16 protein-coding genes are annotated in these 13,982 nt (G+C 63.5%); 14 read left to right on the top strand and 2 right to left on the bottom strand.

The features are described 5' to 3' along the window. The first annotated feature begins 8 nt into the window (after positions 1 to 8). From ABDJ40_RS22720 to ABDJ40_RS22675, 10 genes are all read left to right on the top strand, one after another. Entirely contained in the window at positions 9 to 1,658 is a 1,650-nt protein-coding gene (locus ABDJ40_RS22720) for a GspE/PulE family protein (RefSeq protein ID WP_347613138.1), read from the top strand. Positions 1,659 to 1,878: 220 nt separating this feature from the next. Further along, the gene (locus tag ABDJ40_RS22715; RefSeq protein ID WP_347613137.1) at positions 1,879 to 2,400 is read left to right on the top strand and encodes a hypothetical protein; all 522 of its coding nucleotides are present in this window, start codon (positions 1,879 to 1,881) and stop codon (positions 2,398 to 2,400) included. Then, complete coding sequence (locus ABDJ40_RS22710) at positions 2,400 to 2,915, top strand: hypothetical protein (RefSeq protein ID WP_347613135.1); 516 nt, start codon at positions 2,400 to 2,402, stop codon at positions 2,913 to 2,915. Before ABDJ40_RS22715 ends, ABDJ40_RS22710 begins: the two co-directional genes overlap by 1 nt. 164 nt (positions 2,916 to 3,079) lie before the next feature. Continuing rightward, on the top strand, positions 3,080 to 3,463 hold the full coding sequence (locus tag ABDJ40_RS22705) for a hypothetical protein (protein ID WP_347613134.1): 384 nt from the start codon (positions 3,080 to 3,082) through the stop codon (positions 3,461 to 3,463). 371 nt (positions 3,464 to 3,834) lie between these two features. Continuing rightward, on the top strand, positions 3,835 to 4,032 hold the full coding sequence (locus ABDJ40_RS22700; protein ID WP_347613132.1) for a hypothetical protein: 198 nt from the start codon (positions 3,835 to 3,837) through the stop codon (positions 4,030 to 4,032). Between the two features lie 21 nt (positions 4,033 to 4,053). Next, positions 4,054 to 6,009, top strand: a complete 1,956-nt coding sequence (locus tag ABDJ40_RS22695; RefSeq protein ID WP_347613130.1) for a secretin and TonB N-terminal domain-containing protein — start codon at positions 4,054 to 4,056, stop codon at positions 6,007 to 6,009. Between the two features lie 6 nt (positions 6,010 to 6,015). Then, complete coding sequence (locus ABDJ40_RS22690) at positions 6,016 to 6,483, top strand: type II secretion system protein (protein WP_347613129.1); 468 nt, start codon at positions 6,016 to 6,018, stop codon at positions 6,481 to 6,483. After that, positions 6,473 to 6,868 (top strand): type II secretion system protein, encoded by a 396-nt coding sequence (locus ABDJ40_RS22685; RefSeq protein ID WP_347613128.1) that lies wholly within the window; start codon positions 6,473 to 6,475, stop codon positions 6,866 to 6,868. The genes ABDJ40_RS22690 and ABDJ40_RS22685 overlap by 11 nt, the downstream gene beginning before the upstream one ends. Before the next feature lie 2 nt (positions 6,869 to 6,870). Then, a complete protein-coding gene (locus ABDJ40_RS22680) occupies positions 6,871 to 7,299 on the top strand; it encodes a type II secretion system protein (RefSeq protein ID WP_347613127.1) in 429 nt (142 codons plus the stop codon). A gap of 225 nt (positions 7,300 to 7,524) precedes the next feature. Further along, positions 7,525 to 7,920, top strand: a complete 396-nt coding sequence (locus tag ABDJ40_RS22675; RefSeq protein WP_347613125.1) for a hypothetical protein — start codon at positions 7,525 to 7,527, stop codon at positions 7,918 to 7,920. Positions 7,921 to 8,612: 692 nt separating this feature from the next. On the opposite strand, the gene ABDJ40_RS22670 is transcribed toward ABDJ40_RS22675, so the two are convergent. Next, on the bottom strand, positions 8,613 to 9,434 hold the full coding sequence (locus ABDJ40_RS22670) for an AraC family transcriptional regulator (protein ID WP_347613124.1): 822 nt from the start codon (positions 9,432 to 9,434) through the stop codon (positions 8,613 to 8,615). Positions 9,435 to 9,540: 106 nt separating this feature from the next. Between ABDJ40_RS22670 and ABDJ40_RS22665 the strand changes: the two genes are divergently transcribed. The 4 genes from ABDJ40_RS22665 (at position 9,541) to ABDJ40_RS22650 (ending at position 12,835) form a co-directional block, all read left to right on the top strand. Continuing rightward, positions 9,541 to 9,957, top strand: a complete 417-nt coding sequence (locus tag ABDJ40_RS22665) for a hypothetical protein (protein WP_347613123.1) — start codon at positions 9,541 to 9,543, stop codon at positions 9,955 to 9,957. A 636-nt stretch (positions 9,958 to 10,593) separates the two neighbouring features. Continuing rightward, positions 10,594 to 11,550, top strand: coding sequence for a tyrosine-type recombinase/integrase (locus ABDJ40_RS22660; RefSeq protein ID WP_347613120.1), 957 nt, complete (start codon positions 10,594 to 10,596; stop codon positions 11,548 to 11,550). Positions 11,551 to 11,662: 112 nt separating this feature from the next. Next, positions 11,663 to 12,361 (top strand): LuxR family transcriptional regulator, encoded by a 699-nt coding sequence (locus ABDJ40_RS22655; RefSeq protein ID WP_347613118.1) that lies wholly within the window; start codon positions 11,663 to 11,665, stop codon positions 12,359 to 12,361. Between the two features lie 3 nt (positions 12,362 to 12,364). Further along, entirely contained in the window at positions 12,365 to 12,835 is a 471-nt protein-coding gene (locus ABDJ40_RS22650) for a DUF4902 domain-containing protein (protein WP_347613115.1), read from the top strand. 29 nt (positions 12,836 to 12,864) lie between these two features. Here ABDJ40_RS22650 and ABDJ40_RS22645 read toward each other — a convergent pair whose 3' ends face one another. Continuing rightward, complete coding sequence (locus tag ABDJ40_RS22645; RefSeq protein ID WP_347613114.1) at positions 12,865 to 13,521, bottom strand: DUF6988 family protein; 657 nt, start codon at positions 13,519 to 13,521, stop codon at positions 12,865 to 12,867. Between the last annotated feature and the right edge of the window lie 461 nt (positions 13,522 to 13,982).

The raw sequence follows: 13,982 nt of genomic DNA, 5'->3' as shown, positions 1-13,982 counted from the left end.
GCCCTGCGATGACATTGACCCAGCGGATCGCTGCGCTGCGGGAGCAAGGCGAGGCCGATGTGTTCGGGGCCTTGCTTCGGGCAGCCCCCGATGCGCAGTCGCTGGCTGACGAGGTGGGGGCGCTTCTGTCGCTACCAACGTTGCGCATCCAGGATTTGCTGGACATGCGCCCGCGCTTCGAGAGCCTGTCGTTTCCCGAGTGCGCGCGCCGGCGCTGTGCTGTGCTGGACGACCCGGCACTGGCGCAGGTCAGGCTGCTCATCACGGACCCTTTCGATACCGACACCTTGGCCTGGGCGCGCACGCGCTTTGGCCGCATCGAGGCTACGCTGGTCAGCACGGTGACTTTCGACGCCTGGCTGACGCACTGCGAAGGCCAGCTCACAGCGCTGGACGCGCTGGCGGTGGCTCCGGACGCGCGTGGTGAGCCAGGGCAGGCGGGCGGCGCGGAAGTGCTCAGCTTGCGCCAGATCGGTGTGGACGACAGTCCGTCGGTGCGCTTCGTCAATTCGACGCTGTACGACGCCCTCAAGAGTGGTGCGTCCGACGTCCACCTTGAAAGCGACCCAAGCGGCCTGACCGTGAAGTTCCGCCTGGATGGTGTGTTGACGGCCGTCAGCCGCATCGACAGCATGGAGCTGTTGTCCCAGGCCATCAGTCGCATCAAGGTGATGGCCCAACTGGATATTGCCGAGCGCCGGGTGCCGCAGGACGGCCGGCTTCAGATTGCGGTGAACGGTCGCATGGTGGATGTACGGGTGTCCATCATGCCGAGCATCCATGGCGAGGATGCGGTGCTGCGCATTCTGGATCGGCAGTACTTGGCCCAGACCTTGGCCGGGCTGACCTTGGACAAGCTGGGGTTCGATGAGGTCTCGGCGGATCGCATCCGCGCGCTGTGCCGCAAGCCGCACGGCCTGGTGCTCGCCACCGGCCCGACGGGCTCGGGCAAGACGACCACGCTGTACGCGGCCATTGCCGAGACACATCAGACGCGGGACAAGATCATCACCATCGAAGATCCTGTGGAGTACCAGCTGTCTGGAGTTCTGCAGATCCCGGTGAATGAACGCAAGGGGCTGACCTTTGCCCGGGGCTTGCGCTCCATCTTGCGGCACGACCCCGACAAGATCCTGGTCGGCGAGATACGGGACGCCGAGACGGCGCAGATCGCCGTGCAGTCCGCGCTCACGGGGCATCTGGTCTTCACCACGGTCCATGCCAACACCGTGTTCGATGTGGTGGGGCGCTTCGAGCAGTTCGGCATTGATGCCTACACCTTTGCGTCGGCCATCAACGGCGTGCTCGCCCAGCGCTTGTTGCGCCGTCTGTGCCTGCACTGTCGTACGCCACTGCAGCCTGAGCAGGTGCAAGCCTTGCAGTGCTCAGTCGACGTGAGCTTTGAGCGGGCTCCGCAGCTCGCTCGTGCCGTGGGCTGCGAGCAGTGCCGCGGCACCGGATACGCGGGACGCTTTGCCTTGGGCGAGCTGCTCGTGCTCACTCCTGGGCTCAAGGCCTTGATCGGTGCGAGAGCCCCGCAGGCGCAGATCCAGGCGGAGGCCGAGCGCAATGGCTGGCGCAGCCTGCGTGCCTTGGCCTTGCAAGCTGCCTGGGATGGGCACACCAGTTTGGAGGAGGTGGACCGTGTGGCGGACTAAGCGCAAGCGGGCCCAGGTGCTTCGTGTGGGGCGAGACGCCATCGAGCGATGGGAGCAGACCGTTCAAGGATGGGTGTGCAGGACGGCGGTTAGCGTGGTGGCGGAGGGCGAACGAGTGGCAGCTCTGGTGCCGGCTATGGAGGCTGCGCTTCGGACCGCGGGCGCGGAGGCGCCCCTTCACGCTGTGGTGGCCGTTCTGGAGTCCGCCTGGCTCCCCGTGATGTTGGTGCCACTGGGACCTGATCTTTGGTCCAGGAAGCACGCCGAACAGTTGCTGCGCCACCGCTTCGGTGACGTCCATGGGCTGGACGGGCAGAGCGATGTCAACATGGATTTTCGAGCGGGAGAACCTCAAGTGCTGGGCTACGCGCTGGCTCGCCCTGTCAAAGCGGCGCTGCTTTCCTCGGCGAGGGCTGCAGGGGTGGAGCTGGCGTCTCTGCAGCCCGCCTTCGTGTGGGGGCGTGAAGCCCTATGCCGCCGCGGAGAGCGTCAAGCGAATGGCCATGGTGCGCGGCAGGACGCCTGGTGGGTCTGGTCCGAGCAGGATCGCACACTGGTGGCGCTGCTGCGTGATGGGCGTGTGATGAGCTTGAATCCTGCGGCCTCTCAGGTCTTGAACCTAGAGGAGGCCAAGCGTTGCGTAGCGCTGGAGTCCGTGCGCCTGGGCGGCCTTGTGAAGGACGCGCCGGTGCTGGCGGCTGGCTGGCCGGGGCAGTTGCTGGACGAGGCAGGAGCCGCCTGATGCAGTGCATTGATTTTGTTCAGCGCAGGCCTTCTCCCTCGGCGGGAAGGCTGCTGCTGGTTGCGGGCGGGCTCGCCCTGGGGGCTGCCCTGTGGCTGCAGCATCGCTGGGATATGGTGCATGCGAGCCGCGAAGCTCGGCAGCTGGAACAGGCGCAAGCGGTGGAAGCATCCCGCAAGGCGGTGCAAGCAGCGCAAAAGCCCACGCCAGACCAAGTGCGACTGCGCAACGTGGCACCGCTGTTGCGCCAGCCGTGGCTGCCCGTCTTGCGCGTGATCGAGCATGCGACAGAGCCGCCGGTCCATCTCCTGAGTCTTTCCATCGACCCTGCGACTGGCATGGTGCGAGTGGAGGGGGAGGCTGGCAGCTTCGATCAAGTGCTGGCTTATGCGCAGACGCTCGATGACGACAGCGTGCTGGGGCCGGCTCGATTGGGCTCGCATGAGTCGATCATGGATGTGGCGGGGCGCACGCTGGTGCGCTTCTCGATAACGACCCCCTGGAGGACCCGGTGATGTCACCGCATCCAAGGCGGAGCGCCAAGCTTCAGCTGCGCATTCTGGTGGCTCGGCTACATGAAACCATCGGTCCTATGGGATGGCTGGGGCTGTTGATGATGGCAGTTGCCACAGCCGCAGGCCTTCGGGCATGGCACGGTCTGCGGCAGTTGGACGCAGTCATGACAGCCGCGCCCTTGTCTATCCCATTGCCCGCGCCAATGCAGGCTCCGAAGACCGTGCTGGCCGACGAGCAGGACATCCCGCGACTTCTTGCTCGCATGCAGCGCACGGCGGTGGATGCCGGACTGGGCTGGCCCAAGGCGGACTACAAGGTCAACGCCGCCAGCGCCGAGTTGCCGTCGAGCCTGGAGGTGAAATGCTCATTCAAGGGGCCTTATCCGGCGATACGCCGGTTTGTCACTGGCATGCTGATGGACGAGCCCGCGCTGACACTGCGAGAGTTCAACCTCAGCAGGTCTTCGGCCGATGGGGCGGATGTTGAGGCACGGGTGACGGTGCTTGTCTACCTCCAGGCCGGCACCGGGCGAGGGCGCTTGCGATGAAGCAGAAGCGCTTGGCCCTCTTGCTGGCCGTGATGGTGGGGCTCCTTGGGCTGCGCTCATGGAGTTGGTTCCATGCCGATGAAATAGCGCACCCGGTGGTTCGCTCAGCGCCGCAGACGGCCGCTCTCCGGCCTTCGGCGGACGCCACTTCCGCCGTGGATGTTTCAGCGGGTGCGCAAGATGCCGCAGCCGGCACGCGGGACCCGGACCTGGCTGAGCCAGGCAATGCCTTTGCGCCACGGTCGCCAGTGGTGCCTCCTCAGCCTCCCACCCTGCCTGCACCCAAGGCTGTGACGCCAGCGATGGCGACTCCGGCCGTGGCCGCTCCAGCAAGCCAGCCTTTGGCGGACCCCGTTCCGGTTCGGCCGCCCATGACTGCAATCGGGACCTGGCAGGACGAGAAGGGCCTCAGCGTGTTCATCGTCGGCCCCCAGGGGGTGAGGCAGGGCAGGGTGGGCGATGTCTTGTTGGCGGAGTACCGCATCGCCAGCGTCACTCCACAGCAGGTGAGGTTGGTCCATCTGCCCAGCAACAAAGAAATGATGCTGCCCATCTCGGCGGCAAGGTAGGTTCAGGTGCTCAAGAAATCAATGACGGTGGTTGCTGCAGCGGCAGTGCTGACGGGGTGCTCGGGCTACCGCGCGTATCGGGAAGGTCAAGCCGACCTTGCTGAAGGGAAGGTGCAGGCAGGGCTCACCAAGCTGAAGGAGGCGTCTGAGCAGGACCCAGGCAATGTCGAGTACCGGCGCAGCTACTTCACGGAGCGGGAAAGCGCGACGAACGCACTGATGCGGCGGGCGGATCAGGCGATGGGGTCTGGAGACTTTGACGACGCGCAACAGGCCTACGCCCAGGTGTTGGCGATTGATCCTGCAAACGCGAGAGCGACGGCGGGGACCGTGCGAGTCGCCGATGCCCAGCGGCATTGGGCCATCCTCGACGGGGCTCAGGACCTTGCGCGCAAAGGCGATGTGGAGACGGCGCTCTCACGAACTCAGCAGGTCTTGTCAGAGAACTCCAACAACGCCCGGGCCACTGCGCTGTATCGACAGCTCTCACGCCAGCAGGCGGACAAGACAGGCAAGGAGTTGGGCATCTACCCTCGATTGAAGGAAACCTATCGCAAGCCGGTGAGCCTGAACTTTTCGGGCGCCTCCTTGCAACAGGTGTTCGAGGCATTGAAGCAAGCTTCTGGTCTGAACTATGTGATCGACAAGGACGTGCGCGTAGACCAGCGCGTGACCTTGTCCGTGACGGCCAAGCCCGTTGAGGACATCCTGCGCCTGCTGCTGGCCACCAACCAGCTGGAACGGCGTGTCCTGGATGAGGACACCTTGCTCATCTACCCCAACACGCCGGCCAAGCAGGCGGAGTACCGGGAGATGATCGTGAGGACGTTCTACTTGAGCAATGCCGAAGCGAGCAAGGTGGCGACCCTGGTAAGGACGATTGCACGGGCGCGGGACGTGGTGGTGGATGAGAAGCTCAATACCCTGGTCGTTCGGGACAGTGCCGAGGTCGTGCGCCTGGTCGAGAAGCTGGTGGCGACGCAGGATGTCGCCGAGCCCGAGGTGATGCTGGAGCTCGAGGTGCTGGAGGTCAGCGTGAACCGCCTGCTCGAGATGGGCGTCACCTGGCCTAGCTCGGTCTCCGCCACGCTCAGCGGCGCCGCAGGCGCGGGTCAGCTCACGCTCAATGAATGGCGCCATCGCGGCGCTGACATGGTGAAGCTCAATGTGGGCAATCCCATGGCGGCGGCCCAGCTGCGTAGCCAGGTAGGCAGTGCCAATCTGCTTGCCAATCCCCGTGTCCGGGTCAGGAACCGGCAGTCCGCCAAGATCCTGATCGGCGAGCGTGTGCCGGTCTTTACGACCGTGGCGACGGCCAACGTGGGTACGGCTGAATCCGTGAACTACCTGGATGTGGGGCTGAAGCTCGACATCGAACCTACGGTATCGGTCGACAACGATGTGTCGATGAAGCTGTCACTGGAGGTCTCCAACATCATTGAGACCATCTCGCGCGCCAGCGGTGCGCAGGCGTACAGAATCGGCACCCGCAACACGTCGACGGCACTGCGGGTGCGCGACGGCGAGACCAACATCCTGGCCGGGCTGATCAAGCGCGATGAGCAGCGATCCAACACCGGCGTGCCCGGCCTGAACGAGATTCCTCTCTTGAGCAAGCTCTTTGGCGGCAGCCGCGATAACGACTCCCGGACCGAAATCGTGCTGCTGGTCACACCGCATATCGTCCGCAACATCGAACCGCCCGGCCTCGGGCTGCAAGAGTTCATGTCGGGCACGGATGCTGCTGCGGGGGCTGCGCCCATTCAGCTGGGGACGCCGGCGCCTTCATCGCAAGCTCCCACACGCGTGGAACAGATCAACCCCTTCCCGGGCCGCCCCGTGATGACGCCCAATGCCCCCATCCTGCCGCCGAGGAACGCGCCTGCCTTGCCGCCGGGCGGGCAGGGAGCCGCCGTACCGGGGCAGACGTCGGGAACCGTGCCATCCACGTCGACCCGATCCTCCTTCGTTCCCTGATCGACCATGGCTCGCGGGTTTTCTTTGATCGAGCTGTTGGTCGTCGTCGCCATCATGGCAGTGCTGGCCAGCATTGGCTTTCCCTTGGCGGAGCTCGCGCATCGGCGTTCGCAGGAGGAAGAGTTGCGCAGGTCTCTGCGGGAGATACGCACTGCGTTGGACGCCTACAAACGTGCCTCCGATGCGGGGCTGGTCGCCCGGCCGGTCGGCGGCTCGGGCTATCCGCCTTCGCTGCAGGTGCTGGTCGAGGGCGCGGTCAATGCTCAGATGCCCATGGCGGGCAAACTCGTCTTCTTGCGTCGCCTGCCCCGTGACCCGATGGCTTCGGCGGCGGTCGTGGATGCCGCCGATACCTGGGCCCTTCGCAGCTATGACAGCGCCTTCAATGATCCCAAGCCAGGGCGTGATGTGTTCGATGTCCATTCCAAGGCCGAAGGCTCGGGGCTGGATGGGAGGCCGTATCGTGACTGGTAAAGTGATTGGTGAAGGGCTGAGGGCTGGCTTCACGCTGGTCGAGCTGCTGGTGGTCATGGCCATCCTCGCCGCCTTGCTCACGCTGGCCGCGCCTCGCTACTTTGATTCACTGGAGCGGGCCAAGGAATCGGCGCTTCGCACCGACCTTCGGATCATGCGCGAGGCCATCGACAAGCATCGGGCGGACACCGGGCGCTTGCCCCAGGGCTTGGAGCAGCTCGTCGAGGCCCGCTACTTGCGAGCCATCCCGCTGGATCCGATCACGGACCGGGCGGACACCTGGGTGCTTACCCAGGATGCGATGGATGGCCTGAGCGGAGTCGTGGATGTGCACAGCGGCGCGCCCGGAAGCGCGCGGGATGGCACAAGCTATTCGAGCTGGTGACGATGAACGGCCAGCGCGGATTCACCTACCTGGGCGTGCTACTGGCGGTCGCCTTGATCGGCTTGGGCCTGTCGCTTGCCTCCGAGGTCTGGAGCACTACGGCGCGCAGGCAGCGGCAGGTGCAACTGGAGTGGGTTGGGCAGCAGTACGCCCAGGCCATTGGTAGCTATTACGAATCGACTCCCGGGCGCGTCAAGGCGTTTCCCAGATCGATTGATGATTTGTTGGACGACAAGCGGGTGCCGTTTGCGCGCCGGCACCTGCGGCAGCCCTATCCCAATCCGCTGAGTAGTCAGATGGACTGGGAGATGATCCGCGCACCCGACGGCGGCATTCGCTGCGTGAAGCCGCATGCGCAGGCTGGCGCCGTGCAAGTCCCGGTGTCCTTCTGCTTCGCAGTGGCTGATTCTGTGGCGACTCGCCTTCGGTGAAAGCCCCTCGCTGATCGAATGCGTCGATGGTCCTGCGCATTGCCGGTCAAGGGAGGTGGGCGGCACTCCATGTTGCCAGGGTGCAGGGCGGGAGCCGCGGGCCGCCCCTACTGGTCGGCACGGCACCAAGGGGATGGACAATTCGCGTCAAATCCCTGTCCTGCCGTTCCGCGGTCAGCGACGCCCCTTTGCTGATTTCGCCCACTGCGGGGTGGGCGTAGGTTCATGAGCACGCTTACTCCAAGAGAAAAGAAAACCTCCTACGCTGCGCTGGGTTTCTTTGCAGCAGGCTGCCTGATGGTTGTCATTCTGCAGGGAACCATCGGCCTGTACTTCACAAGGCACTATTTCATTGCCCACTTCCTGCTGGGGCTGTTCCTGCCCTTCGCCATCTATGCGATGGGGGGCATGCGCCTGACCTTCTGGATTGGCTGGTGTCTGACGGCAACATGGCACTTCGGCTACGAGTTCTGGGAGGACCAGCTCACGCGTTCCAGCTATTCGCTGGACTGGGACCAAATTGCGTCTGGCAGTGTCGGTCTGCTCGCCGCATGGCAGGTGTATCGGCTGTGGAATCGGCACTTGGATCGGCTTGAGTCTGCCTCCGCGGCGAAGGGATGACTTCATGGATTTGGCAGTGCTTCTGGTGCCTGCAGAGGCCGGCACGGCGATTCAGGCGATGCGTTGCCACTGCTTCCGCCTGCGGGGCCCGGCGTCGTTGGACTGTGCTGATGGGCCTGCGATCGGGCCCCTCGCTCTGTGCAGAATTGCAAACGATTGGCATTCGCAGCTCCCGGGCAAGGACGGCTTCTCCGGTACACTGCCACCGTGGTCACCATGTACTCGATGGGGCCACCCTGCTTTTTCCTCCCTGAGCAGGAGCCTTCGCGTGAAGACAGCGGAAAGGCTTTGCAACCCCGGCCACTGGCCGGGTTTTTTTTGCGCCTCGTACGGTGCGATGCGTTCCCTTTTTTTGCGAAGGGGCTTGGGCCGCTCGGCAAGTGCCAGGCTCTCTGCGGGACGCCGCGGGAAGGGGGGCGATGTGCTCGGGTAGGGGCCCACAAGTGAGCGTAGCCCCCTCGCGGCTGGCTCTCACTGGGGGCTGGCAGACTTTCCGAAATCTCTCAGTGAGGTCTGGGTTCGGAGGTGCTTTTCTTTGCCAGTCATGGTCCGTGATGCCTGACGCTGCGCCGATCAGCGCCTGATGACCAGGCGCAAGCACTCCGAGACTGCGTTGGTCTGGACCTCGCGCCGATGGGCTCTCGCACTCAAGGCCTGCCGCCACCACTTTGTGTAAGTCGACCGTTGGGGGCTCAATGCAGGCGCTTGGAGAAGTAGCGGGCGGGCGAATCCCCGAAGCAGCGCCTGAACATCGCGATGAAGTTGCTCGGAGTAGCGTAGCCCAGGGCGTCCGCAACGTGGGCCACCGGCACGCCATTGGCCAGCATTTCCAGCCCATGTGTCAGGCGAGCCTGCTGGCGCCACTGCGCGAAGCTGCTGCCCGTCTCGGCCACAAACCGGCGCGACAGAGCGCTAGGAGAAAGACCCGCCCACGCGGCCCAGGCCTGCAGGGTGCGCGTATCTTGCGGCTGTTCCAGGACTTGGCGGGCGACGCGCAGCAGGCGTCGGTCAACGGGCATGAGCAGGCGCAAAGGTTCGTGGGGAGCTTGGCGGATCTCGTCGAGAAGGACGGCCGCCAGGCGCGCCTGCGTGGGGTGCAACACGTCCTGTTTTGACCAGGAGATGGCCCGGCGGACCAGTGCGAGCATCAATTCACTGACGCCAATGACGCAGGGTTGATCCGGCAGGTCGCGTGCAGCATCGGGCGCAATGAACACGGTCCATCCGCTCATGACCCCGCTGACGCTGATCTTGATGGCCTCGCGGGGGGGGATCCACCCTGCACGATGGGGTGGCAGCAGCCACGAGCCGCCCACCGTGCGAACGTGCACGAGCCCGCTGTCCACGCAGAACACTTGGCCGCGCATATGGCTGTGCCAGTCGTACTCGCGGGTCCCCAGCCGGAACTGATGCTCGGGGGTGTCCGCCCCTCTCAAGGCAATCAGCACGGGGCCATCGCTGCGTTCGTTTCGATTCTGCGCTTTTCCTGCAGACGGTTCGACAAGGTCGGGCATGCTTCAAATTCATTATTTTTCGTCAAAACAACGGTATCTGATTTTCACCGTTCGGTCCAACACTGTCGGCTCCACTCGCGTTACTTCCACTTCTTTGGACAGGTCCATGCAATTCGATCCTCGAAGATTCACTGTGTTCGACATCACCGCATTCCCCATCATCACCATGCGCAACGAGGCCATCGCGCCGGGCTACACCGTGCAATGGGAGGCAGAGCTGAATGCGCTGACGGCGCAGCCGCAGCCCTTCGTTCTGCTCTTCCCGGCGGGCCGCCCTGAGCAGGAAGGCCAGGAGGATGGAAAGCGCAGGATGATTTGGTTCAAGGCCAACAGGCGGCGTCTGACTTCCGTATGCAAAGGCCTCATCAGCGTCGAGCCTGACGAGGGGGAGCGCCGGCAGGCCCATGCGCGAGCTGGCGAGTTGGCTGCATTCTTCGGCCTCCCTGTAGAGACCACCTCCACCATAGACGAGGCGCAGGCATTGGCATGGCGGCACCTAGGGGAGGTGGCTGGGAGAACCTGAGGCCTCTGGCGGTGGGTCACTAGAGGACGCTCCGCTTCGATGCTAGGGAAACTCCCAGTGAAGCAGCAATCCCGCCACTCGTCTTAGGAGTAGGCGCACCCGCTGCGAGGTTCCCGAATCGCCGCACGCGGCGGTCTGGGTCTCTAGGCGCACATCCCCCTCGAACCTCAGATTCAGACCGAGTCACACAAGCAGTGACCGATGCAGGAGAGCACGCGCCCGCTGGACCGGGGCTGCGGTACTCATGGATCGCGCGTGCAGACCCGTGGTGTGGAGCAGGCGCCTGCAGACGTATGCAGGGTCGGCGGGAGACCGCTTCCCGCAACCCTGCGGGTGTCCCGCTGCAGTACGACGCAGTGGACTGATCGGTGACAAGCATTGCGCCGACCGCGCGCGATGCCACATCGTCTTGGAGGAGAACGGCATGAGATGGATGAAGGCTTGGCTGAGCTGTGCCTACGGGGGAGGGGCAGTATTGGACTTGCCAAACGACGTGGCGAATGGGAACCGAACTGGTGTCGAGTTCGGCAGTGTTCGTCCTGATCTTTCGCTGTCGGGTGCGGCTCCAAAGGACGAGCATCGCGCTCAGGTCAAACCTCACGCTGTTTGCCAGCCATGCATAGTGATTCCACCCGCTTGTCTATCGCAGTCCTGAGGGCGGTGCTCGCAGGAAGCACCTATGACGATGTGGCGTCAAACCACGGCTTGACCAGGACGGCCATCGAGCACCGGGTGAAGCGTCTCGCGAGGTTGCTCCATCGACAGGTCGGTATTGCCGGGCTCAACCCGGAAGCGACTGGCTATGTCCACAAGCTTCGAGAATTCAGACGCGAAGTGGAAGCGACATTGGAGCGCTTTGAGGCAGGCGAGGCTCGTCCCTCGACGCCGCCTCTGATCCTCTCCGCTGCAGACGTACGCACGATCGTCAACCGGGCTGGCCAACGCAGCCCGACTGCGTTGCGTGACATGGCGCTCATCCACATCGTTCTTGCGACGGGGGCTCGCCCGCTGGAGGTCGCACGCCTGGAGATCGCCGACTACCTCCACGCAGACGGATCCGTGCGAGCAGCTTCCATCATGCGGGCGGCTGCCTCGGTCAACCGCAAAGACAGGCCGCTGTTCTTTGGCAGCAGGCCTGCCATCCGAGCGATCGATGCCTATCTCGCACACCGGCTTGAGCAGCAGGGCAGGGCCGCGGACGGCGAGCTTCCCTATCGGGGCTACGCGGCCGATGAGCGGATTTTCCTGAACGATGCTGGAGAGCCCTATGCGGTGCTGCGTCACGAGGAGGAGGGGCGTTCGCGGTACCTGTGCCGACAGATGCTGGACACCTACCGACGGATTTTCAAACGTATCAACATCCACGGCCTATCGGCACTGACCCTGCGCCGCACCATTGCATTTCGCTTGAATGCGCGCGGCGCTGATGAGGATCAGATTGGTCTGATTCTTGGTATCACGGAGAAGCAAGCCGTCCGAGAGCTGCTCCCCAGGCGTCCGGATGTATTTGAGTTGATGACTGATTTGTTCACGGATGCTGAATTTGTCCCGCCGGTCGCCGGCGCGCAGACGCCGTATCGTGCCACTGGATGAGAGGGAGTGTCGCTTTGTCGGTGCACGCCCGCACTGGATCAGAGCAGGCGGCAAGGCACCACGATAGACGTGGTCGCGCTACTCCACGGTTGTTCTACGTTCGGAGGTGGCCATGAGTTGGGCCGACAAGCTACTACTGGAGATCGATGCGGTCGATTGCGAGCACGCACTGTTCGCAACGGTGCAAGAGTCAGCCCAGGCCCTGGGTTTCGAATACTGCGCCTACGGCATGCTCATTCCCGTGCCTGCCATGAACCCGAAAACCTTCATGCTGAACAGCTATCCCGCGACATGGCAGCAGCACTACGCGCGCAACAGCTATCTGGACATTGACCCTACCGTGCATGCCGGCCGCAGGTCTTCCCAGCCCATCTTGTGGTGCGACGACCTTTTCGTCCAGGCACCGGAGTTGTGGAACGATGCGCGAGATGCCGGCCTGCGCGTGGGATGGGCGAAGTCGGTGCTGGATGGTCAAGGTACTGGGGGGCTGTTGACGTTGGCTCGCAATCGCGGTGCATTGACTGCGGAGGAGTTGGTCGAGAACGAGTTCAAGATGCGGTGGCTGGCCTGCATGGCACACCAGGGCTTTCGCAAGATTCTCTGGACACGCTGGAGCGTTGCTCTGACGGGCCGTGAACGTGAGGTTCTGCGATGGGCCGCCTATGGAAAGACCTTCAGCGAGACGTCTTTGATCATGGATATCGCTGTGGCGACGGTGAAGTTTCATACCCGCAACGCGGCAGAGAAGCTCGGCACCATCAACCGCACGGCGGCGGTCGCGAAAGCGGTCGCGCTGCGTTTGCTGGACTGAGGCTTGATCTATACCGGCGGAGAATGGGAAGATGAAGGTCCGAAAAATAATGGTCAGAAGGTGACGCCGTTGCTCGGGGCTCCAGCCGTACTTTCCTCCTCTCCTGACGGCTTTCTGCGGATGGCGTTGACCGATCTGTTGTCCGTCGAATTCACGCATCTCATCTCCGGATTGGATGAGAAAAGCTCTTCAAGTGAGCGTCATGGAGAATCCGTGACGTGGATCGGCGGCTACACCGAGTGGATCGGGAGCGATTCGCACGTTGGCGTGTCTCTAGGTTGGGACTGGCGTCTGGAAGTGTGTCCGCGCAGCGGAACTCAGTGCGTACGCTTCGGATTGCCCCGCAGCAACATCATGCTGGTCGATGCTGAACACCAAGACTACGGTTGGAATCGCAACCTCCATGCGCTCGCCACTGTGGTTGACGCCTTGCCTTGGACTGAGCAAACGCTGAGTGCCATTGAACTCTGTTGATGGCTGTAGCCGCGTGCCGCTGCGGGGCACTACGTCGCAGCTTGCGTATGGGCTGTGCCGCTTGTTAAGGGCAGGCAGTTGGCAAACTCCTCTTGGACCGCCCGCAGCACGGCGGTCGAGAGGTGCCGCGACGACATCATCGATACGTTGGCGGCAATCATGAGCATCCCGTTGGCGTTGAGTAGTGCTCCAGCCAACTGGTAGGGATCTCGAGGCTGGTGGTTCGCCTGGGCAACCGCAATGAGCGAGGCATGGCTGTAGTGGTTCATGGCGCGCCAGGTGGCCTCCTTCAACACCCGCAGAACTGCTGAGATGTGTGAGGCCGGCCCGTCTCCCATGGCCTTCAGCATGTCGTCGACGGAGGGCCCCTGATGAGCGCTCTTCAACTCGCTTGAGGGAGTCGGCGAGGTGTAGCGCTGCAACTGGTGGTCGGTTGCCGCACTGGAGAGCCACAAAGCCCGTGTTGTGGATTCGAACTGGACCCTCACGAGGCTCATGGCCGACGCATCCAACTCGGCCCGCAGCAGCAGCCGCTGCGCATCCGACAACTCCATGCAGTGGCGGGCTTGGCCAAATGCCAGCGCTTCGCGCAGTGTCGTCGGTAGCAACTCGCAGTACGTGAGCTGGCGAAGCGCCGCGGCAAGTTGATCTGAACGATCAAGCAACTTCGGAAGGTCGGATCGCACGAAAGAGGCGGAAGTGCATGGTGGCGCTCATCTTGCCACACCGTTGCTTGTCAGCGGGCCATCGACGCGATGCGATACGCGCCCGCACCCTTGCAGGGTGCCTTGACGAAGCCTCTTCGGCGAGCCCACCTGGCCGCTTGAGGGATGTTGACGAGCTCTTTCGTGCACAACACGCAGCACGCGCTCAAACGTGCACCTGAACAATAGGTGAGTAGCGCCCAGTTCCCGTCTTCAGTGAAATGCGAGCCCGATTGAGGTGATTCAAGAAAAAGGGCCGTTATGGAGATCGTTGCAGGCACCCAGCGTACGTTGAGCGAAGGAATGCTCCACAGCCTGGCTGAATCGCCCCGGCTTTCGCGGAGGCTCCAACTCTAGAGAATGGAGCCATGAAGAAATCCCCGAAGTTTTCCCCTGAAGTCCGCGAGCGTGCCGTGCGCATGGTGCTGGAGCACCGTGGAGAG

The organism is Roseateles flavus (assembly GCF_039872765.1).
Taxonomy (GTDB): Bacteria; Pseudomonadota; Gammaproteobacteria; order Burkholderiales; family Burkholderiaceae_C; genus Roseateles_B; species Roseateles_B flavus.
This window is presented reverse-complemented; position numbering and strand designations above follow the sequence as displayed.

Coding starts and splice junctions, on each gene's coding strand:
- ABDJ40_RS22720 (WP_347613138.1), top strand. CDS start 9: ATGACATTGACCCAGCGGATCGCTGCGCTGCGGGAGCAAGGCGAGGCC.
- ABDJ40_RS22715 (WP_347613137.1), top strand. CDS start 1,879: ATGTTGGTGCCACTGGGACCTGATCTTTGGTCCAGGAAGCACGCCGAA.
- ABDJ40_RS22710 (WP_347613135.1), top strand. CDS start 2,400: ATGCAGTGCATTGATTTTGTTCAGCGCAGGCCTTCTCCCTCGGCGGGA.
- ABDJ40_RS22705 (WP_347613134.1), top strand. CDS start 3,080: ATGACAGCCGCGCCCTTGTCTATCCCATTGCCCGCGCCAATGCAGGCT.
- ABDJ40_RS22700 (WP_347613132.1), top strand. CDS start 3,835: ATGACTGCAATCGGGACCTGGCAGGACGAGAAGGGCCTCAGCGTGTTC.
- ABDJ40_RS22695 (WP_347613130.1), top strand. CDS start 4,054: ATGACGGTGGTTGCTGCAGCGGCAGTGCTGACGGGGTGCTCGGGCTAC.
- ABDJ40_RS22690 (WP_347613129.1), top strand. CDS start 6,016: ATGGCTCGCGGGTTTTCTTTGATCGAGCTGTTGGTCGTCGTCGCCATC.
- ABDJ40_RS22680 (WP_347613127.1), top strand. CDS start 6,871: ATGAACGGCCAGCGCGGATTCACCTACCTGGGCGTGCTACTGGCGGTC.
- ABDJ40_RS22675 (WP_347613125.1), top strand. CDS start 7,525: ATGAGCACGCTTACTCCAAGAGAAAAGAAAACCTCCTACGCTGCGCTG.
- ABDJ40_RS22670 (WP_347613124.1), bottom strand. CDS start 9,434: ATGCCCGACCTTGTCGAACCGTCTGCAGGAAAAGCGCAGAATCGAAAC.
- ABDJ40_RS22665 (WP_347613123.1), top strand. CDS start 9,541: ATGCAATTCGATCCTCGAAGATTCACTGTGTTCGACATCACCGCATTC.
- ABDJ40_RS22655 (WP_347613118.1), top strand. CDS start 11,663: ATGAGTTGGGCCGACAAGCTACTACTGGAGATCGATGCGGTCGATTGC.